This window comes from Paratissierella segnis, from assembly GCF_014385195.1.
In the GTDB taxonomy this organism is placed as follows: Bacteria; Bacillota; Clostridia; order Tissierellales; family Tissierellaceae; genus Paratissierella; species Paratissierella segnis.
Genome location: NZ_JACRTG010000007.1, coordinates 41,073 through 61,593, shown reverse-complemented (window position 1 = coordinate 61,593; position 20,521 = coordinate 41,073). Strand labels below are relative to the sequence as shown.

Genomic DNA, 20,521 nt, shown 5'->3' with positions numbered 1-20,521 from the left:
TGGTTATGTTATATAATAGTATAGTTTTTAATATAATTCAAGAAATTTATTGACTTATCATTTTACTCACTAACCTTATTAAAATAATAAATAATTCCCTTTGTAATTTGTTCTACAATCTCATTTTGATGTTCATCTTGCAGCAAAAGCTCCCTATCAATCTCATTGGAAATAAACCCTAGTTCAACTATTATTCCCGGTGGTAATGTATTTCCCAATATATAATAATTGCCCGAGGTTGCACCATGTTTAACTTCTATATCCATCTTTTTATATGTTGAGATATCATTTAAATATTCTTGCATGTGTTCTGCAAGATATTTTCCCTTTTCATTATCAGTTTGATAGAATATTATAGGACCTATTTTGTTTTTATTCTTAATATGATTTACATGTATGCTGATTAGTAAATCTGCACTACTTTCATTTACTATTTGCACCCTTGCCTCCAAATCTTCACGATGACGGCTTCCATTGCCTATGATACGATCATCAAGGGATTCATCAATTTCACGGCTCATGATGACAGTCGCACCTTTTTTCATTAGAAGTTCTTTAAGCTTTAACCCGATGGTAAGGTTTATATCTTTTTCAAGGATTTCTCCAATATTAGTTCCTCCGTCAATCCCTCCATGTCCCGGGTCTATTACTATAACTTTATTGTTTAGAGGACTTATCTTAATGATATTTACTACATTTTGAATCGTATTGCTATTTAAGGACAAAGCTAATACGATTACAAAAAATAATATATAATATCTCATATTTCTTTTGACAATTACAAATACAGTAGATCTATTCATCTAATATAATCACCTCTTATTTGTGGAATACTGGAAAATAGTTTATACTCCCATTAAATTGTTATTATAATTAATATATTCTTTATACCTATAAATAAGAAATGAAAAATTCCCCAAACTAATTGTTTGAGGAATTTTATTTTAATCAACTTTTATTTAAGCATCTGATCATGCGTAAAAAAGTCCTTCCAAGGATCAGTTTTGGTAATTCTAAGGATGGCATCTTCCATGCCTATACCATCCGGAGCTACAGTATCAAGCTCATCCCAAGAAATTGGCATGGATACACCCGCTCCTGTTCTTGCTCTTATGGAATAAGGAGCAATACTTGTAGCACCTCTGCCATTTCTGATCCAGTCGATAAATATTTTGTCTCTTCGCATAACCTTTCTTATATTACTTGTATAACGATCAGGCCACTTTTTTTCCATAACTTCAGCAACAAGCCTTGCAAAGTCATGAAATTCATCCCAATTTACAGTAGGCTTTAAGGGAACAACCACATGGTACCCCTTTCCTCCGCTGGTCTTGAGATAAGATTTTAGTGATAGTTTGGCAAGGATGTTTTTCATATCCCATACACCTTGTCTAATCCTGTTTAAATCCAACCCTTCATCCGGATCCAAATCGAACACCATTATATCAGGTTTTTCAAGTTCATCGACGCGGCTCCCCCAAGTATGAAATTCCAGTGTACCCATTTGAGCTTCAGATATAAGCCCTTTTGTATCTTCTATATAGAAGTAGTCTTCCATTTCTCCATTTCCCATAGTAACGGGTATCGTTATAATACCTTTGTTCGTACCCGGGTGCTTTTTATAAAAGCAGGTCTTGGATATGCCTTTGGGGCAACGCACAATGCTAAGTATCCTATGCCTCAAATATGGCAACATACGTTCCGAGACCTTCTCATAATACTGAACCACATCTTTTTTTGTGATTTTAGATTCGTCAAAGATTACCTTGTCCGGATTGGTAATCTTTATCCCTTCAATGATGATGTCATTGTTTATATTTCCTTCTATTGAATTCACCTCTCTGTTGGATAATTTCAGTTGTGTATTGTCTTCTGCTTTTTCTCTTTTTATATCCTTGGAATCTTTATCTGTGCGGATTCCTTTGTAGCTTGCTTGCCTCAATAGATTATCTTTTGTCCATTCGGCAAATTTGATTTCAGCTACCAGTTCGGGTTCAAGCCATGTTATTTTTTCATTTGTCCTTGAACTTGGTACTACTTTAAATGGAGGATCCCTTCGCTTTAAGTTTTCAAATTTTCCCTCTAATATCTTCATATCCATCTCGCTTATTCCGGTGCCCGCACGTCCGACATAAACCAATTCATCTCCCTCATATACACCGAGGAGAATCGAGCTTACACCGCTTATTCTTTTGCCTGTCAGTGAATAGCCGCAGATGACAAATTCCTGTCTCTTATAGCATTTAAGTTTTATCCAATCACCGTTTCTAGTTCCGCTATAGATGGAATCAGCTCTTTTACCTATAACACCTTCCATTCCCGTCTCACAGGCTACATCAAAGCATTCTTTTCCATTCCCTGCAACATGACGGCTGTAATGAAGGTTTTCAGGAGCATCCTCCATCAAACCTTCAAGCATTTTTTTTCTATCCTTCAAAGGATATCCACGAAGGTCTACTCCGTTTAAAGCAAGAAGATCAAATAAAATATAGTTGAGATTTTGCGTTCTAGGATTTTTGATGTAATTCTGAAGGGCTTGAAAGTCAGTTTTCCCCGATGTATCAGTGACTGCTATTTCGCCGTCTAAGACCATTGCCCTTCCGTTAGATAAATCAATAAGCGAAGAGCCAATGTCATAAAAATATTTTATATAATCATTTCCATTTCTGGTTATTAGCCGAACATTGTTTCCTTCTACAAATGCCAGGATTCTATAACCGTCGTATTTTAATTCATATAGCCAATCCTCATCTTCAGGAATCCTACTTACTAATTTGGCGAGCTGTACATCTGCTCGAAGAAAGGGATTTTTCGTGAATTTTTCATCTTCTCTATTTTGTATTTCCTCCATGGTACGCCCGGATCTAATACTGGTGGTAAAATCTGATATTCCAGCTCTATCTTTAACATACTCATCTTTTTCTTTCAACAGCAGCCAATTATCCTTTGTTTCGCTGGATTTAGCTTTCCAACGGATCAATGCCCACTTTCCCTTAAGTCGCCTTCCTTTAAGTAGAAACTTCAACTCACCTTTGAGTAAACCCTCATCTACACTTCCATAAGGTTCCCAGAATCCTTCATCCCAAAGCATAACCACACCGCCGCCATATTCTCCCTTGGGAATAGTCCCCTCAAAGTTCCTGTAATCCAATGGGTGATCTTCCGCTCGTATTGCCAGTCTTTTATCATGGGTATCATAGGATGGTCCTTTAGGTACTGCCCAACTCAAAAGGACCCCTTTCCATTCCAGACGCAAATCGTAGTGATCTCTGCGCGCCATATGATGTTGAATGACAAATCTTAACCCACCTTTGGGATTCTCTATTTTCCCTTCCGGTTCAAAGGTCTTTTCAAAATTCCTTTTTTGGTTATACGTATCTAGTTTTGCAGCCATAATGAAAACACCCCAAAATTATTGTTTCCAACCGAACTGTAATAATTCAAGATTTGAAAATTAAACGGCGAATAAAAGCTTGTCCGATATTAATTTTCACTATTATCTTCATTTTTATTATTTATTTCCACATCATTTGTTTCTACATTATTCATGTCCATATTATTTGCTTCTATATTATTAAAATCATTGCTCTTTTGTTCTATGCGTTCTTTTAATTCTCTATTTTCTTCTTCAAGTTTTTCTGTTGATTTTGACAAATTTTTCACCTTCATATTTGTTTTAAACTGTTTTATCGTTCCTAGAATCAATACGATAATAGCGCCAAAAACTGCAGAAATTAATATGATTAGCGCTTGAGAAATAGTAAATTCTGCGAAAAAGAATTTTATAGTTACGCTGGCAGCATTTTGCAATGCAAATATAGCCACAATTACTGCAAAGATCAATGAAATTACAAACCTACCTGTCATTTATATACACCCACCCTTTTTATTTGATATATACCTCTATTCTAGTATAATATACCATATTTTTCTAGAGATATTTCTCCTCTCTAATTCATTTTAGAAAATTCTAAGAATATTTCAACAATATATGCTATCTCAGCATCCGGGATTTTAACTTTAAAATTATCCTCTATAATAATCATGCTATTTCTGACTAAATCAAATAATTGTTGGTTAACTAAAATGAATTTTTCTACATTTTTATAGGGGAGGCATTGACCTTTGATTATACGTTCCAAAACGAAAGCTGAATGTGTAATAAATCTAACTGCTAAATTGTCTTTATAATTGATATTAAGTTCCGATATTATGTTGCTCAATACATTGGACAATAAGCAATAAACCTTGTCTATATCAAAGAATGGTAAAGAATCTCTAATGATATCTTTGATTTTAATGGAAAAATAATTTTCTACAATAAAGTTATTGTCATTTATTAAATATTGCTGGAATGTATCCAAAGTGTTTGAGTTATTATCAAAGATCATCATTGCCTTACTTAAAATACTACGAGAAAGCCTGGTGACGAAGAGAATATTATTCTTAATCTTTTCGCATATAAACTTATATAAATCCGAATCCAAGGGTTCTTCGCTTATAATAAGTAACCCGCTTCCTTGATAAACTGATAAGATTTTATCACATATATCTACAAATTGATTTTCTCTGTCCATTCCGATTAATTTTGGATTAATTATCAAATATTTCGGCTTATTATTATAAGGGACACTATTTGTAAACCCTTCATATATATTAGCAGTTTCTTCCCAGCTGCTAAGGACTATGATATTGATTTTTGAAGTCAATGTATTGCTATTTACTAAATGTATATATGATTTTACATATTCCCTTTCTTCCATAGGCAATATAATAGAAAATTTTTCCTCAATAAGACCAATTATTTTATTGCTGACATTTAATAAGAAACTGTCATTTACTGCTTCAAAACTTACATTGCTAAGTATATTCTTGTAATTATTGGTAATAAGACTCCTTATAACTTTATACAGATGCTCATATAATCCATAAAAATCAATAGGATTAGGTGAAGGATTAAATTCCTCATGGATAATCGGATAAACTAGTTTCGATAAAATATATATGGTTTCAGACGGTGGATTCTTTGAATATTTTAATCTTGCTCTTGATAAATCCAGTTCACATCTTTCCCCTAATGTTTGAATTTCAAAATTATTTTTTAAATCTCCTTTAATAGAATCTAATATGAATCCTTTATTTGATATGGGCAATGAAAATAATTTCAAATAAGTTGAATTGCTTTTCTTAGGATAAAAAACTATGTTAGAAAGAGATACGTTAAAATGTATATTATCTACAATGGACATAATATCATCAGAATCTGAAATGCTGTTATAAATACGCATAGGTATATTGAAAGGACTGATGCTTATTATATTTTGATTATCCTCATTATTTGCATAAGCATTTTTACATGTATGGTATATTTCCACATCCAAAGAATATAGATTGTCCATATATTGTGCAGCAATAAAAGAATAAATACAATTTTTATCTATTCTTATAGGTTTGTTAATTATATCACTCTGTTTTTGGAAAAATTTTAGTGTGAATAAAATTCTCTCTTTGATACTTCGCTCATTTAACTTTGGCATTTTGACGTATTCAACAAAGCATGACATATTTTTATAAATGTACTCGGAGGTTTCCTTGGAATTACATAATAAAATATAAAATAATTTGCTTTTAGGCTGAATTATTCTTATATTATTCAAGAAATCTAACATAACATCAATCTTACATTCTTCATCTATATTATAAAAAATAATGCCTCCATTTTGATTTTGTGAATATGTTTTCAGTTCATCCCCCAATTTATATAAATTTGAATTTTCTTTTAAATCAATATTGTAAATAACATTTGTGTCAAGTCTCCCTATCTCTTTTTCCAGTTGAATAATCAGTTGAGACATATAATGTTTACCGGTACCGTGTTCTCCGTATATAAGATATCCATGGACATTGTTTGGGTAGTTTCCAAGCTCAATTATGTGATCAATTTGAGAATTTAAACTCTCATTGCTGCCATTGCCAATGACTCCCTTAAATATATTTAAAGACTTTGGAACTGAAGACTTACCCTTGAATTTCATTACGCCAATTAAATGGTCTATATTTTCAAAAGTATCCGGAATATTTTGGTTTTGATAAAATTCGCTTAAAGTTTTCTTATCTAAATATAAAGTAGGTCTTCCCTGAATCTTTATAAGTATCCCCTCTCTGTGTAATTTGTTAAGTATTCTGGATAGATTGCTCCTATCACAATTCATAACAATACTCAGCGAACTAGCATCTGTCTCCATGTTATGGAAATAATCTTTAGTAGCTGCTTGTAGGGTTCTCTGGCGGATTATCCCCGCAGCTTCGTTGCTTAAGGATTTTGACTTCATAAATTTCACCCCTTAGTTTTAGAAATGTCTAATTGTCCTATAAAATCCATATCGGATATAAATGCCTTTTAAGTTAACTCATTCTACCATAAAAAAATAAAATTATAAATAAGTATAGACTTGATTGTCGGTATCATTAGAATTGTCTTCTAGGCAAGATTATGATATAAAATTTCAGTGTTTCTTTTTTTGAAAACATTTACACGGTTCTAAGATCCGAAAACATTTTCACATAATATGAAACCGATTTCTCAATATAATGCACACACATCTTATATATAGTCACACATCTTAAAAATAATAGTTTTATATGACAAAAATTTGAGGAAAACGAACACGCTTGTCAAAAATTGATAAAATAACCCATAAATTGACTGGGCTATCGCTACCCTTTATAATGAGATTTATTGAATAATATATAAGTTTCAAGAAGAAATGGTGGTGAACAAAATCAAAGAGATAAAAGTGTTGGTATTAACCCATGGAAAATTTGGTGAAGAATTGGTAAACTCTGCAGAGATGATAGGGGGTAAATTACCCAATGTAAATGCATTCTCACTGATGCCAGATATGTCGCTTGAAGAATATGCGGCTAGTATAGAAAACAAACTGAAGGATAAAGAAAAATATCTATGTTTAATTGATTTATTTGGAGGAACTCCCTTCAATACTGCGGCTATGCTTAGGAAAAAGTATGATATCACCATAGTAACCGGCATAAACCTAAATATGTTGTTAGAAGTAGGCATTAATTTAAATAACATGGATGTAGAAGCATTAGCTAATCTTGCATGCAATTCTTTGAAGGAAAGTGGAAAAATAATATCTTAAAAAATGAAATGGAGGATTATTATGAGCAAAATTGAATTGATACGAGTTGATTTCAGAATGATTCATGGACAAGTTATGGTCAAATGGTTAAAAGCTACAGGCGCACAAATTATAGCAGCTGTCAACGATGATATAGCAAACGATCCATTCTTGGCAGATATTTATGGTATGGCAGCTCCATCCAATGTGGACATAAAAGTATTTACCAAGGATAAGGTTATTGATTATTTCAACAACAACAATTCAGACAATAGCAAGGTCCTTGTACTGTTTAAAAATGTAAAAGATGCTCACTACTGCTATGAAAAGGGATTTCCCATGGAACACTTACAAATCGGAGGACTTGGTTCGGGTCCTGATAGAATAAACGTTCATGGTCCAATTACGTTAAATGCGGAAGATGCAAAATTGTTAAAGGACATGAACGATAAAGGTGTGAAGATTGAGTTTCAACAAGTCCCGGATGACTCAAAGGCTTCTTTAGACAAAATATTAAAAAAATATGATTTTGGGTTAAATTAATTAAAATTTGATTTTTAAAAAAGGAGGAGTTTAATTGAAAGAAGAAATCTTAAAAATAGCACAAATGATTGAATATGTCCCCAAAATAGGTGGTGGTTATGAGGATTTAGACAAATTGTGTGAAGATGCTATGAGGTACCGATTCAAGACAGTTGCTGTAGGTGAATCATCTGTTGCCTATTGTAAAAACATCTTAAAAGGTTCCGGAGTTAATGTTTCCGCAGGGATATCGTTCCCATTTGGTCAGACAACTATTGAAGCAAAGGTTTTTGAAGCAAAAGATGCGATTAAATTAGGCGCTGACGAGGTTGAATACGTTGTAAATATCGCTGAAGTTAAAAGACAAAATGAAGACTATATCAGCAAAGAAATGGATGCAATCGTTACTGAATGCCGTAAGAGAAATGTATCTTCCAAAGTCATCTTTGAAAATTGTTATCTAAGCAAGGATGAAATCATTTTTTTATGTAAGATTGCATCTAAGGTCAAACCTGATTTTATAAAAACTACTACGGGATTTGGCAGCGGTGGTGCAACTGTAGAAGATGTAAAATTGATGCGAAAGTATGCTTCTTCAGACATAAAAATAAAAGCAGCTGCAGGGATTCATGATTTAAAAACACTTTATGCAATGGTTGAAGCAGGTGCAAATAGAATAGGAACTTCTCATGCAATTAAGATAATAAAAGAATTACAAGCAATTTACATCTAAAAAATCAATTTAAATATATAAGAGGAGTGATTTCATGAATGAGAAATGGCTAGATCTATCTAAAAAAGTTGTAATTGTAACAGGCGGAAGCAATGGAATTGGTGAAAAAATAGTAGAAAATTTAGTTGGAAATGGTGCTAAAGCCATTGTTGCAGATATTGTAAAGAATAATCAACATGATGGCAACAAATCTATTGACTATATAAAATGTGATATATCCAATAAATCTGAAATTGAAGAAATGGTAAAAATAGTTGTAGACAAATACGGCCGTATAGATGCATTAGTTAACAATGCCGGTGTAGGCAGACTGGGGATGCTTGTTGATTATCATGGAGGAAATCCGGAGTATGAAGCAAATGAAGATGATTTCGATTTTATGGTTCGTATAAATCAAAAAGGCACCTTTTTATGCTCACAAGCTGTTGCACATGTTATGATTCAGCAAAAAAGCGGTGTTATAATAAATATTGCTTCTGAGGCAGGCATTGAGGGATCTATAGGACAGAGTCTGTATGCAGGAACAAAGGCAGCTGTACATGCATTTGGCTTGTCTTGGGCAAAAGAATTGGGACCTTATAATATAAGGGTAATAGGAGTTGAGCCAGGCGTCAACGAAAGAACAAATTTAAGTGATGAAAAAATGCTCAAAACTCAAGCATATATCAGAGGACAAGCTTCCGATAATATATATGGGGATTACAGAAAAAAAATTCCTCTAGGTCGTGAAGGAAAATTAAATGAAATTGCAGACTTAATAAGCTATCTAATATCCGATCACGCAAGTTATATTACCGGAACTACAATCAATATAACTGGGGGAAAATCCAAAGGATAAAATTATCATATCATTCATTATAGTTTAAATTTTATAATATAAGGAGGAGAAAAAATGGCACAAGGAATTACTTTGACACAGGTTTTACTTATTGGGCTAGGCTTTTATATTTTTCATGCTCTTAGCTTAGGAACTACTTTTAGTGGAGCGTTCTACTTTTCACCTTTACCTATGTCGTTGGTTGTAGGTATTATCTTAGGCGATGTACCTCAAGCAATGTTAATCGGTGCAGAGTTGCAGCTAATGTACCTTGGAATCATCGCTCCAGGAGGTGCAAGACCGGCAGACCCAAGCATCGCCGCTTTAGTTGCTACTTCACTATCAATCTCATCAGGCATGAGTCCTGAGTTAGCTGTTGCTGCGGCAGTCCCTGCCGGACTATTAGGAGAACAACTTAATAATTTAACTTATATTATTAACGGTTCTTGTATTCAATTAGCTGATAAATATGCAGAAGAAGGTAACTCAAAAGGCATATTTTTTGCAGGAGCAATACTTCCGGCATTACCAAGAATAATCTTAACCATTCCATTGATGGTTATAGTATATCTTGGACCAACGGCAGGAAGCGCTATAATAAATATGATTCCTAATTGGTTAACAAATGGATTGGCAGTGGTTGGAAAAATCTTACCTGCACTTGGAATATCTATAGCGGTAACATCAATAGGCAAGAAAAACTTGCTTCCATACTTTTTATTAGGATTCTTTATTGTTCAGTATTTATCAATCCCTATATTGCCTTTAGCTATTTTCGGATTTATAATGGCATATCTTCATATTGTCTTTACAAATAAGGATGATAAATTACCTAGTCTTTCCTTTGACACCGGTGAAGAATCACAAGTCTATAGCGTTTTATCAAAGAAAGATATTAATAAAGCATTTTTCATATGGTGGACTTTTGGCGAATCTAATCACAATTTTGAAAGGTATCAAGCCGCAACATTTACAATGGCTTTATCCCCTATTATCAATAAGCTTTATGACAAAAAGGAAGATAGAATTGCGGCTTTTAAACGACATCTGGTCTTCTTTAATACAGAAGCACTATTTGGCAGTGTAATCCCAGGTATAGCTATTGCAATGGAGGAACAAAAATCATTGGGCGCAGACATTTCTGATAATGCAATCACCGGCGTTAAAACTGGATTGATGGGCCCTGTGGCAGGAATTGGAGATACTTTAACTTATGGTATAATACTTCCGATTATTTTAAGTTTATTTATTCCTTGGGCTAAAAAAGGCAGTTGGATTGCCGGCTTTGCACCACCTATAGTTTTTGCTGCTATAACAATTCCTGTTGGTCTTGCATTATGTCGTTTGGGTTATAAAATGGGGTCTAAATCCGTAGCTCATCTACTTAAGTTAGGAATAGTCAATAAGATTATACAAGGTGCAAGCATTCTTGGATTGTTTATAATGGGAGGATTGGCTGCTTCATATATAACTGTTTCCACTCCTATTGCATTTAATGTTGCTTCCATCCCAATGCCTTTGCAGGAAACTTTAGATTCCATTCTCAAAGGAATACTGCCATTGTTAACAGTAACAGGTATATACACTTATATAAATAAATTCAAGGGCACTTATTTTAAAGCTACTTTACTAGTATTTGCACTTGGATTGATACTTGGTGCTGTAGGAATCATTGCATAAATAGGAGGAAGTTTTCAATGAAAAAAACTGTAGCAATAATTGGTTCGGGAAAAATAGGAAGAGGATATTTGGCAGATTTATTTAGTGCTGCAGGATATCATATAACATTCATAGACATATCTACTGATCTGGTTGACAAACTTAACTCAAGAGGACAATATACTTTATTTATAACAGGTAAAGCTGAAACAAAAAAGAGAATAATTAAAGATTATGAAGCCTATTCAATTGAAAGAGATTTTACAACAATAATTGAGAAATTGTCTATAGTTGATATGGTTTGTGTTGCCCTATATCCAAATGCTTTACCATCAGTAGCAAACCAAATAGTAGAAACTATTAAACGATGTATAGAAATCAGTAGAAAAAATCCTTTGAATTTCATCTTTTTTGTAAATAAAGCACTTACAGCACGTAGAGTAAAAGAAATGGTAGAAAAACAACTTCATACAGAAACTGAAATAAATTATTATAAAGATAATATCGGTATCGTTGAAGCGTTAACCTTAAGAGGCGGAGTAAACCCCACCCCTAAGATGCTTAAAGAAGACCCCCTCTGTGTTTCTTCTAGTGAGGGCACTGTCATTCCTGTAGGAGATGAATTTGTAGGTCCAAAGCCGGACATGGAGTTTATACAATTTACAGACCGTGTTGAGGGAAGATTGGCAGAAAAAGTTTGGTGCGGTAATATGCTTCATTGTACGATTGCCTCAATAGGATGGAGCAAAGGCTATAAATATACAGTAGAATGCGCTAATGATCCTTATATCCAAAATATAGCTGACCAAGCTTATAATGAAGCCAGCTTTGGAATTGGAAAAGAATTTAATTTTAATACCGAAGAAATAAAAGAAGGTAAAAATAAATATTGGAATTTCTTTATGAAAAGCAATGTTTTAGATGATGTGGAACATGTTTCGGCTGATCCACTTAGAAAATTAAGCAGAGATGATAGATATATAGGTCCGGCACTACTTTGCTTAAAGTACAATAAATTGCCATATTTCCTCGCCAGAGGAGCTGCTTACTTGTTTTTGTTTGAAAACGAAAAGGATCCGTCTGCGCTTAAACTTCAAAGTTCAGTAAAGTCAAATGGCATAGAACAAACTATTTGGGATGTATGCGATTTAAGCCCAAATATTAAAGAAGAACAGATGCTTCACCAACTTATTTTAGCCCATTATAAAGAAATAGCTTTTAGAAAATAAAAACCTCAAACAAATTTATTTTAGGAATAAAAAACGGATAGTTAGTTAATCGGCTATCCGTTTTTATCTATTTTAAATTACGCGCAATCATGATTTTTAAAGCTTCGGTACGCAAATGGCAGCAATACTATACTTGATATAATGGCAAAAACAAGCATAATATCATAAGGCATTAGGATAAATCCAAATAAGTCTATAGAAAATACATCTATTATATTGCCAATAGAAAACATATTTACAGGTATAAGATTGGATAAATGGTATATCCACAGTACATCTTCAGATACATTCACAAGCATAGGAGAAATAGTAATTACTGTCATAATCACAATTACCATAAATGAAGATTTAAGCTTTGCAGATAATAGCATCGTCAATACAGCAGATAATATATTCCCAAACATAATTAAAACGAAATTCATTAGTGCAACCTGTCCCATAGTTAAGGGATGTATTGATAGCGGTAAATAAAGTTGAATTGGTGAATTGCCGCCTTCCCATCCGAAAAATATCATCACTGTAACGAAGGATACAGCGGATAGAATAATGCTCAGCAAAATAGAAAAAGACACTCCTGTAAATAATTTTGCAGATATAAGTTTATTTTTACCATATTTAGATGACAAGATAAGGCTATCCATTTTATCAGTATATTCCCCTGCAAACAATGGAGCAATATAAACGGAACAGATAAAACAGATTAAAATAGCGGTTGTATACATTTGTGAGAAAAATCTCGTATATCCACCTGTATATGAATAGATAAATGGTGTTTTTACTTTTCTGCTTAGATTTACAGAATTTGCTTTTTCTGTGGCACTCATTGTTGTATCCTCTATGTTTTTTTCAACCATATCTTGACGTACATGATAGAAATTGTTAACATTATCTTCTACAATAGTTGATATTTCTTTCCAGTCATTTAAATTGTATGCTTTTCTGATTAAATAATAAACTTCACTATATGTACGAGCATATTGCTGGTATTCTTTTGTATCTGTATATTTGCCATCAGTATGTGGAATATGAGAATAAGCTTCTATTGTTTCCAAGAGCAAGCTCTTATCTACTTCTCTGCCTGACAAGCTTCTTATATATTCCCTGTCCTTTTTCATTCCTTCATAATTTGTTTCATATATTTCTCCTTTTATATATTGATTTCCCATTAAGGGACCAACACAGCTAAATAGAGTGATAAAGATAGCAATAAAAAGTGTTATGATATTGCTGCGTTTTCTTAAAATCTTTCTGTATTCAAATCTAATTAATTCACAATAACTATTCATTCCCAGTTGCCCCCTCATTAAAATAATACAAATACAAATCTTCTAATATAGCCGGTACAACAACTGCAGTTTCACAAGGAGGTTTATCAGCTACTAGGCGTAAAAAAGTTCTGTCCGATTCTTCTCTTATATTAATTATTGGATAATTAGCTATAAGATTAGCAGCAGTTTTTTTATCTACTGAACATTCAAACACCTTTCCCTCGATTGCCCCAATGATTTCTTCAAGGCTGCCTTGAAGAATAATCTGCCCATCCTTCATCATAAGGATTGTTGAAGCAATATATTCAACATCTGAAACTATATGTGTGGACAGAAGTACAATTCTATCTTTGCCTAATCTGGAAATCAAATTACGAAAGTGTATGCGCTCCTTTGGATCAAGACCTGAAGTTGGCTCATCTAAAATCAAAATTTTCGGATTGTTTAGCATTGCTTGCGCAATACCTAAGCGCTGTTTCATACCACCTGAATATGTTCTTATTTTCTTTTTCGATACATCCGAAAGTCCGACAAGTTCTAATAATTCACTTGCTTTTTCTTTTGCCCTTATCTTGGTAAGTCCCTTCAAACTTCCCATGTAAAGCAAAAAATCGCAAGCTGTAAATTCCGGATAATATCCAAAATCCTGCGGTAAATAACCTAATGAATCTCTATATTCTTCTTCGCTTACATCAATTCCATCGAATTTCACGTCTCCGCTTGTAGGCTTTAAAACTCCGCAAATCATTCGCATCAATGTTGTTTTTCCAGAACCATTTTCCCCTAATAATCCATAAACACCTTCCTTTAGTGTCAATGAAATTCGATCAACTGCAATCTTATTTTTATATTGTTTTGTTAAACGGTCAATGATGAGTTCCACTTAAATTCCTCCATTTTTTTAATTAGCTTTACCAGTTCTATAACACTCAATATGGCTAAAACTATAAATGACGTAATCCATAACGTCCAATATTTTTCTGTATAAATGTCATTTATCTGTATTGTAATCAATACATTTGATATACTAACAAAAGCTGTAACTATGCCACATATATAAGTAACATCTCTGCTTTTTAAGCAGTTTAGTACAATAAGTGAAATATAGCAATTTAATAAATACGGCGTTGTCAGAAATAGTCCCAATCTGAAAAATCCAAAGTCGGTTTTCCCCACAAGTAAAAATAAAATACTTAGCAAAAAAATGAGATTAGCCGTTCCTAATATTCCTGCACGAATAAAGAAAATTTCTAAAAAGTTATGCTTACAACTCATTTCCAGTTCTTCCATATTGTGGGTTACGCTTCTAGTGATTTCACTTATACTTATCAATGAAATAAAAGGCAAAACAGATGACATAATACGAACAAAGGAAGTAGATACTCCGTAAAAATGCAACTCAAAAAGTGTAACTATGAATAATAGTAATGATAAAATCCAAACACGTTTCCTAATATATCCTAACTGTGCTTTTATAAAATCAAATTGACTTGCTCTAGGATAGTCGAATTGGCATAGAAAGCTCTCTTTTCTCGCAGGTGTTGGAGCTTCAAAGGTCAATTTTACTTCCCTTTTCAATTTATGCCTCATGAAAAATCCTCCTCCTTCAAAATAGTTTTTAACTCACCATATGCCTTGTTTAATTTTCGGCTAACTGAAAACCTTGAAATTCCCATAATACTTGCTATTTCATTTACCTTAAGTTCATTTGCATACCTAAGCAATAGTAGTTCTTGTAAATCTTTTGGCAATGTGGATACCGCTTGTCTTACGGTAAGATTTGTTTCAACCTTAGAAATGGTATCATTCACTAATATTTCTGTATCCAACTTTTTTTCTTTATTATTATTTCTGTAATAATCAACGCATAGATTTTTTGCTATGGTATAGAGATAAGCAAGAGGCTTCCCTCTGTTTATATATGATGTCTGACTGAAATATTTTAAGAAAGTTTCTTGTGTCAAATCTTCTGCTATCTCTTTGTTGTTTACTTTAAAATAACAATATCGGTATATCTTATCGTATTGGTCCTGTAAGCTTACAGACATAAGAAACCTCCTCTCATAATGTATAACGTATGGCAATGAAAAAATGTGCAATTTTTCTTAAAGAAAAAACATATTACAAATATATAATATGCCATCCCTGTATCAATAACGATTTCTAAACCGGACAAAATCATGCAGTTTGCAAATACTTTCTTAAAAATTTACGCCAACCGTAATCCTACGATTGGCGTAAATTTAATTATTTTTATTATCTGCTAAATACTTTTCTATACCCTTAAAGGTATCATCGCTAATAACATGTTCAATTTTACATGCATCCTCTTCAGCTATTTCAGGTGATACCTTAATTACGTTTATAAAAAATGATGTTAAAACTTTATGTTTGTTGTAAATGTCTTTAGATTTTCTTGTGCCTTTCTCGGTCAATTCAATATACCCATTGGCATCAACTGTTATAAAATCATCATCCTTTAGTATTCCAACTGCCCGACTCACACTTGCCTTGCTAAAATTTAACTCTCTTGCTACGTCTATTGATCTAACATGCTCGTTACGTTTCTTTAAAATCAAAATAGTTTCCAAATACATTTCTCTTGATTCATTCATGTTCTGTACCTCCAAACTACTAAGATACCTAAATCATATCAAATTTTAAAGGAAACTACCAGTTTAAATCTACAATCTATTTATCGGAATGGGTAGTATTGCAATCATCACAGCCGCATCCGCAGCTTGATTGCCCTGATTTTTTTCTTTTTCTGCTATAAGCTATACTAAATATCACACAAATCGCTATAATCACAATAATGATAACATCTGTCATATGCATACCTCCTAACACACTAAGCTATCAAAGTTCCAACTGAATATACAATAAATGCAACCACATAAGCAGTAAGCATCTGAACGGCAACTGCTTTTCCAGTATTTTTCCATGTTTTTAATTCTCTCTTCATTGCCCCAACAGCCGCAAAACAAGGCATACACAATAAGTTAAACACCATGTATGAGTAAGCTGCAGCTTTCGATTTTATATCGTCTTTCATAGATGGCAGAGCATTTTCATCTTCGCCTTCCCAAAGAATACCCTCTGAATAGATATCAAAGGCTGCTTCTTCATCATAAACCCCATCTTCAAACCCCAATTCCTCTAATTCATCTGCATCATACTGTGAGAAAAATTCTGCCAGATATTCCGGACTAACATCATCATCATATAACTGTGCCATAGTCACTACTACCATTTCTTTAGCAATCCAACCTGTAGCAACACCCACAGTAGGTCTCCACTCGCCAAACCCTAATGGCCTAAATACTGGTGCTACTGCATTCCCTACAGATGCAAGGAAACTGTCATCCATTTCACATATTATACTTCCATCTTCATTGTTTGCTGCATTTACTCCATTAAATGAGTTAGCGTTAAAGTTGCTTAAAGCCCAAATCAATATAGTAGATATGAAAATTACTGTTCCTGCTTTAACTGCAAAACCCTTTACCTTCTCCCAAGCATGTATACCAATGCTCTTTAAAGTTGGTACACGATATCTCGGAAGCTCCATAACAAAATTTGATGCTTTAGATTTATACACCACTTTATTTAATATTAGAGATACAATAATTGCTACTGAAATACTTAACATATATAAAGAATAAGTAACTAAAGTTTTATTATTGTCTGCAAAAAATGTAGAAACAAACATTGCAAATATCGGAAGTTTTGCACCACAAGGCATAAAACCCGTTAAAATTGTGGTGATTTTACGATCCTTTTCTGTGTCGAGAGTCCTAGTAGCCATTATAGCCGGAACACCGCACCCAAATCCCATCAGTAGCGGAATAAATGAACGTCCGGACAATCCGAACCTACGAAATATCCTATCCATTACAAAAGCAATACGAGCCATATATCCGCAATCCTCTAGGAAAGAGATCAGTATATAAAGCACCCAAACTAATGGAATAAATCCAATGATTGCACCTAACCCTTCAATTATTCCATCCATAATAAGCGACTGTAATACAGGAGAGGCATTGCCTATTAATCCTTCTATCACGCCTCCAAAGCTCGCCCATAAACCTTCCACCAAACCTGCCAGCCACACTCCGGGACTTGAAAGTCCTTCTATAAATAAAAAGTTTTCACTAAAAGTAATTGCGAAAAGTAAGTACATAATAACTGCAAAGATTGGTAATGCCAAGATACGATTGGTCAATATTTTATCCAGCTTATCAGATTTAGTTTCCACATGCATTTTTTTATTCTTTTTGACCGCATCTTTTACAAGTTTTCCTATGAATTGATATCTCAAATCTGCAATTCTTGCTTCCAGATCTCCATCTCCACTATCTTCAGCTATCTTAACAATTTTTCTTACTTCGATTTTCTCACTTTCAGACAACATATCAAATATTATTTCATCATTCTCAATAAGTTTAATAGCTCGCCATTGCAATTCTTGATTAACAGCTTCTACTTTTGCCGAACCACTGCTGCCTTGTGAACTTTCTAACACCTCGTATACAGACTTAATGGCAGAGCTGATATTTTCATCAAATATTTCCAAATCATTAGCTGATGTTTTATTCTTTGCTGCCTCAGTTGCCGCATTCATCAATTCTTCTATTCCTTTTCCGGTTCTGGCAACTATTGGTACAACCGGAACTCCTAAAAGTTTTGATAGTTTGCTGCAATCAATCTTATCTCCTTGACCTTCAACCTCATCCATCATATTCATTGCCACAACCATGGGAATCTTTGTTTCTGCAATTTGCAATGTAAGATATAAGTTCCTCTCAATATTAGTGCCGTCTACAATATCAATTACTACATCGGGTTTATCTTTCACTATGTAATCCCTTGCAATAACTTCCTCTGCAGAATATGGTGACAGAGAGTATGTACCTGGTAAATCCAGTATATTGACTTCTTTATTCTTCTTATAAACTCCTTCTTTTTTATCCACTGTTACACCCGGCCAGTTTCCAACATGCTGTCTGGCACCAGTGAGTTCATTAAAAAGTGTTGTTTTTCCACTATTCGGGTTTCCCGCCAAAGCAATTGTATATGCCATAAAATATCTCCTTTATTATTTATTTAACAATGATTTTTAAAAAACAACATCATAATTGCACTTCTATATTTTCAGCTTCAGCCTTTCTAAGGCTTAACTCATATCCCCTGATATTTACTTCTATAGGATCCCCTAAAGGTGCAACCTTAACAACTTTTATTGATATACCTGGGGTAACTCCCATATCCATAATTCTTCTCCTCATAGATCCTTTTTCTCCAATTGATACAACTGTACCTTTTTGTCCCGGCTTTAAATCTCTTAATGTCATCATCATTTCACCTCCCAATTATATTTTATTCCACAATTATCAACGAAGCTAAGCCACGATTTAGCGCGATCTTTGTTCCTTTAACCAATAAAATCAGCCCTGATGCGTTTTCACCTAAAACCTGTACTTCCTGCCCTTTTACAAATTCTAGATCCTGAAGACGGCGTTTCATTTCATCCTTACCTCTAAACATTGAAATTATTTTTTTTCTCCCAAAGGGACCATAGTAAGTGACATGTTTACATCCTCCTTCTTTTTATTTAATCTATTTGATAATGGTTATCATTTACCTTTATATTAGTAAGCATACTCTAACTCGATAAATAAGTCAATATATTTTAATAAAATCTTATTATTAATCAATTCACAATTCAGAATTCAGTGTTGGATTAGAAAAATTTAATTTGACAATTAAGAATATATTTCATATAATAGTATGAAATATATAATTTTAACTATGACAAGGAATAGTAGAAGGAAATAGGCTAACAGGAAGGAAGATTCACCGACTGAGAGATCTTCTAAGATAAGTTCTTTTGAACCGAACCTTTGAGTTGCAAATGATAAATTTGACCGTATACCAACGTTACTGGTTTCAAGTGGATTAATTAAAACACATTTTATATTTTATATTTTATGTGATTAATCAAATTGGGTGGCACCGCGATATACCTCCGTCCCTTTTCTGGGATGGGGGTTTTTTATTTGATTTATATGAAAGGAGATATTTTATGATACTAAATTCTATGGAATTTAAAAATAATTATAATGCAACAATAAAAGAAGCCAAAAGGGATAAGCATGTTCCCGATGACTTTTATTCTACAACAAACAATACCACCTTGGTATATTATAATAATAATTGGATTGAGGTAAAAAATCAGAGAATGGATGCCTTGATTGTAATAGACAAAACCGGAGCTTCCTGTAAAAAACTTAGAGACATAAAAAAAGGTGATAAAGTCGTTTGCGGCGATTCGGGAATTAGAATTGTAAATGAAAATGAAAATGCTTATGAGAAAAAGGAATTTAATTTTATGGATAATAAATTTTCATCCGAAAGAAGAAACGATATGCAAATTAAAAAATTAGCTTATGACCTAGTATATAATGGGAAAAAATTGACCGTAGTAGCCGGACCTGTAATAGTTCACACCGGTGGAGATCAATATCTAGCTGAATTAATCAGACACAACTATGTTTCAAGCCTTTTAACCGGAAATGCTTTGGCTGTTCATGATATTGAAAAAAGTCTATATCAAACTTCCTTAGGCGTTTGCAGCAAAACCGGGCTATTAACTGAAAAAGGATATAGAAATCATATGAGGGCAATTAATCAAATATATAAATACGGTTCAATTGAAAAAGCAGTCGAAGCAAATTGTTTGAAATCGGGGATTATGTATGAATGTATAAAAAAGGGCATTCCATTTATACTCGCAGGAAGTTTAAGGGATGACGGTCCTCTGCCAGATACTATCACTGACATGATAGAAGCTCAACAGGCCTACAGTGATATATTAAAAGACGCTGAAATAGTGCTTGTTCTCAGCACAATGCTTCATGGTATTGCAGCGGGTAATATGCTTGCTGCTAAATGCAAGATGATATGTGTCGACATTAATTCAGCAGTAGTGACTAAGCTAAGTGACAGAGGTAGCAGTCAGGCAACAGGAATAGTCACAGATGTAGGGCTATTTGTAAATCTGTTAGTCAATGAAATTAGAACTTTAGAAAGAAAAAAATTTATAGGGTTGACAGGGACGTCATCCACTACTACCATATGAAAACCAGTTA

Annotated in this window: 20 protein-coding genes and 1 other annotated feature; of the genes, 7 read left to right on the top strand and 13 right to left on the bottom strand. The window is 33.4% G+C overall.

Annotated elements, in window-relative coordinates:
* Positions 1–62 precede the first annotated feature (62 nt).
* The 4 genes from H8707_RS02420 to H8707_RS02405 form a co-directional block, all read right to left on the bottom strand.
* Complete coding sequence (locus H8707_RS02420; RefSeq protein ID WP_262428560.1) at positions 63–803, bottom strand: N-acetylmuramoyl-L-alanine amidase; 741 nt, start codon at positions 801–803, stop codon at positions 63–65.
* 152 nt (positions 804–955) lie between these two features.
* On the bottom strand, positions 956–3,394 hold the full coding sequence (ligD, locus tag H8707_RS02415) for a DNA ligase D (RefSeq protein ID WP_262428559.1): 2,439 nt from the start codon (positions 3,392–3,394) through the stop codon (positions 956–958).
* A gap of 89 nt (positions 3,395–3,483) precedes the next feature.
* Positions 3,484–3,867, bottom strand: coding sequence for a LapA family protein (locus tag H8707_RS02410; RefSeq protein WP_262428558.1), 384 nt, complete (start codon positions 3,865–3,867; stop codon positions 3,484–3,486).
* Between the two features lie 83 nt (positions 3,868–3,950).
* Positions 3,951–6,332 (bottom strand): PRD domain-containing protein, encoded by a 2,382-nt coding sequence (locus H8707_RS02405; protein WP_262428557.1) that lies wholly within the window; start codon positions 6,330–6,332, stop codon positions 3,951–3,953.
* Positions 6,333–6,773: 441 nt separating this feature from the next.
* Between H8707_RS02405 and H8707_RS02400 the strand changes: the two genes are divergently transcribed.
* From H8707_RS02400 to H8707_RS02375, 6 genes are read left to right on the top strand one after another with little or no spacing between them, the layout of a single operon-like run.
* Positions 6,774–7,163: a PTS sugar transporter subunit IIA gene (locus H8707_RS02400; RefSeq protein ID WP_262428556.1), complete on the top strand. Its 390-nt coding sequence runs from the start codon at positions 6,774–6,776 to the stop codon at positions 7,161–7,163.
* Positions 7,164–7,184: 21 nt separating this feature from the next.
* Complete coding sequence (locus tag H8707_RS02395) at positions 7,185–7,685, top strand: PTS sugar transporter subunit IIB (protein WP_262428555.1); 501 nt, start codon at positions 7,185–7,187, stop codon at positions 7,683–7,685.
* 34 nt (positions 7,686–7,719) lie between these two features.
* Entirely contained in the window at positions 7,720–8,397 is a 678-nt protein-coding gene (gene deoC, locus H8707_RS02390) for a deoxyribose-phosphate aldolase (RefSeq protein ID WP_262428554.1), read from the top strand.
* A gap of 34 nt (positions 8,398–8,431) precedes the next feature.
* Positions 8,432–9,235, top strand: a complete 804-nt coding sequence (locus tag H8707_RS02385; protein ID WP_262428553.1) for a sorbitol-6-phosphate dehydrogenase subunit — start codon at positions 8,432–8,434, stop codon at positions 9,233–9,235.
* Positions 9,236–9,289: 54 nt separating this feature from the next.
* The gene (locus H8707_RS02380) at positions 9,290–10,894 is read left to right on the top strand and encodes a PTS system mannose/fructose/sorbose family transporter subunit IID (RefSeq protein WP_262428552.1); all 1,605 of its coding nucleotides are present in this window, start codon (positions 9,290–9,292) and stop codon (positions 10,892–10,894) included.
* Positions 10,895–10,911: 17 nt separating this feature from the next.
* Positions 10,912–12,102: a mannitol dehydrogenase family protein gene (locus tag H8707_RS02375; protein ID WP_262428551.1), complete on the top strand. Its 1,191-nt coding sequence runs from the start codon at positions 10,912–10,914 to the stop codon at positions 12,100–12,102.
* A gap of 77 nt (positions 12,103–12,179) precedes the next feature.
* On the opposite strand, the gene H8707_RS02370 is transcribed toward H8707_RS02375, so the two are convergent.
* The 9 genes from H8707_RS02370 to H8707_RS02330 all read right to left on the bottom strand — a co-directional run bounded on the left by H8707_RS02370 (position 12,180) and on the right by H8707_RS02330 (position 18,926).
* Positions 12,180–13,388 carry an ABC transporter permease gene (locus tag H8707_RS02370; RefSeq protein ID WP_262428550.1) on the bottom strand — a complete coding sequence of 403 codons (1,209 nt, stop codon included), beginning with the start codon at positions 13,386–13,388 and terminating at the stop codon, positions 12,180–12,182.
* Complete coding sequence (locus H8707_RS02365) at positions 13,381–14,253, bottom strand: ABC transporter ATP-binding protein (protein ID WP_262428549.1); 873 nt, start codon at positions 14,251–14,253, stop codon at positions 13,381–13,383. The genes H8707_RS02370 and H8707_RS02365 overlap by 8 nt, the downstream gene beginning before the upstream one ends.
* Positions 14,229–14,960 (bottom strand): hypothetical protein, encoded by a 732-nt coding sequence (locus tag H8707_RS02360; protein WP_262428548.1) that lies wholly within the window; start codon positions 14,958–14,960, stop codon positions 14,229–14,231. Before H8707_RS02360 ends, H8707_RS02365 begins: the two co-directional genes overlap by 25 nt.
* Complete coding sequence (locus H8707_RS02355; protein ID WP_262428547.1) at positions 14,957–15,418, bottom strand: RNA polymerase sigma factor; 462 nt, start codon at positions 15,416–15,418, stop codon at positions 14,957–14,959. The genes H8707_RS02360 and H8707_RS02355 overlap by 4 nt, the downstream gene beginning before the upstream one ends.
* A 195-nt stretch (positions 15,419–15,613) precedes the next feature.
* The gene (locus tag H8707_RS02350) at positions 15,614–15,985 is read right to left on the bottom strand and encodes a metal-dependent transcriptional regulator (protein WP_262428546.1); all 372 of its coding nucleotides are present in this window, start codon (positions 15,983–15,985) and stop codon (positions 15,614–15,616) included.
* A 76-nt stretch (positions 15,986–16,061) separates the two neighbouring features.
* Positions 16,062–16,202 (bottom strand): FeoB-associated Cys-rich membrane protein, encoded by a 141-nt coding sequence (locus H8707_RS02345; protein WP_262428545.1) that lies wholly within the window; start codon positions 16,200–16,202, stop codon positions 16,062–16,064.
* Positions 16,203–16,221: 19 nt separating this feature from the next.
* The gene (feoB, locus tag H8707_RS02340; protein WP_262428544.1) at positions 16,222–18,453 is read right to left on the bottom strand and encodes a ferrous iron transport protein B; all 2,232 of its coding nucleotides are present in this window, start codon (positions 18,451–18,453) and stop codon (positions 16,222–16,224) included.
* A 49-nt stretch (positions 18,454–18,502) separates the two neighbouring features.
* Positions 18,503–18,727, bottom strand: coding sequence for a FeoA family protein (locus H8707_RS02335; RefSeq protein ID WP_262428543.1), 225 nt, complete (start codon positions 18,725–18,727; stop codon positions 18,503–18,505).
* A 22-nt stretch (positions 18,728–18,749) separates the two neighbouring features.
* Positions 18,750–18,926, bottom strand: coding sequence for a FeoA family protein (locus H8707_RS02330; RefSeq protein ID WP_394354625.1), 177 nt, complete (start codon positions 18,924–18,926; stop codon positions 18,750–18,752).
* A 246-nt stretch (positions 18,927–19,172) separates the two neighbouring features.
* Positions 19,173–19,409, top strand: a binding site (T-box leader).
* A 46-nt stretch (positions 19,410–19,455) separates the two neighbouring features.
* On the opposite strand from H8707_RS02330, the gene H8707_RS02325 reads away from it, so the two are divergent.
* Positions 19,456–20,511 (top strand): ornithine cyclodeaminase, encoded by a 1,056-nt coding sequence (locus H8707_RS02325; protein ID WP_262428541.1) that lies wholly within the window; start codon positions 19,456–19,458, stop codon positions 20,509–20,511.
* Positions 20,512–20,521 lie beyond the last annotated feature (10 nt).

Coding starts and splice junctions, on each gene's coding strand:
- H8707_RS02395 (WP_262428555.1), top strand. CDS start 7,185: ATGAGCAAAATTGAATTGATACGAGTTGATTTCAGAATGATTCATGGA.
- H8707_RS02385 (WP_262428553.1), top strand. CDS start 8,432: ATGAATGAGAAATGGCTAGATCTATCTAAAAAAGTTGTAATTGTAACA.
- H8707_RS02345 (WP_262428545.1), bottom strand. CDS start 16,202: ATGACAGATGTTATCATTATTGTGATTATAGCGATTTGTGTGATATTT.
- H8707_RS02375 (WP_262428551.1), top strand. CDS start 10,912: ATGAAAAAAACTGTAGCAATAATTGGTTCGGGAAAAATAGGAAGAGGA.
- H8707_RS02355 (WP_262428547.1), bottom strand. CDS start 15,418: ATGTCTGTAAGCTTACAGGACCAATACGATAAGATATACCGATATTGT.
- H8707_RS02325 (WP_262428541.1), top strand. CDS start 19,456: ATGATACTAAATTCTATGGAATTTAAAAATAATTATAATGCAACAATA.
- H8707_RS02410 (WP_262428558.1), bottom strand. CDS start 3,867: ATGACAGGTAGGTTTGTAATTTCATTGATCTTTGCAGTAATTGTGGCT.
- H8707_RS02370 (WP_262428550.1), bottom strand. CDS start 13,388: ATGAATAGTTATTGTGAATTAATTAGATTTGAATACAGAAAGATTTTA.
- feoB (WP_262428544.1), bottom strand. CDS start 18,453: ATGGCATATACAATTGCTTTGGCGGGAAACCCGAATAGTGGAAAAACA.
- H8707_RS02420 (WP_262428560.1), bottom strand. CDS start 803: ATGAATAGATCTACTGTATTTGTAATTGTCAAAAGAAATATGAGATAT.
- H8707_RS02350 (WP_262428546.1), bottom strand. CDS start 15,985: ATGAATGAATCAAGAGAAATGTATTTGGAAACTATTTTGATTTTAAAG.
- H8707_RS02360 (WP_262428548.1), bottom strand. CDS start 14,960: ATGAGGCATAAATTGAAAAGGGAAGTAAAATTGACCTTTGAAGCTCCA.
- H8707_RS02380 (WP_262428552.1), top strand. CDS start 9,290: ATGGCACAAGGAATTACTTTGACACAGGTTTTACTTATTGGGCTAGGC.
- H8707_RS02335 (WP_262428543.1), bottom strand. CDS start 18,727: ATGATGACATTAAGAGATTTAAAGCCGGGACAAAAAGGTACAGTTGTA.
- ligD (WP_262428559.1), bottom strand. CDS start 3,394: ATGGCTGCAAAACTAGATACGTATAACCAAAAAAGGAATTTTGAAAAG.
- H8707_RS02405 (WP_262428557.1), bottom strand. CDS start 6,332: ATGAAGTCAAAATCCTTAAGCAACGAAGCTGCGGGGATAATCCGCCAG.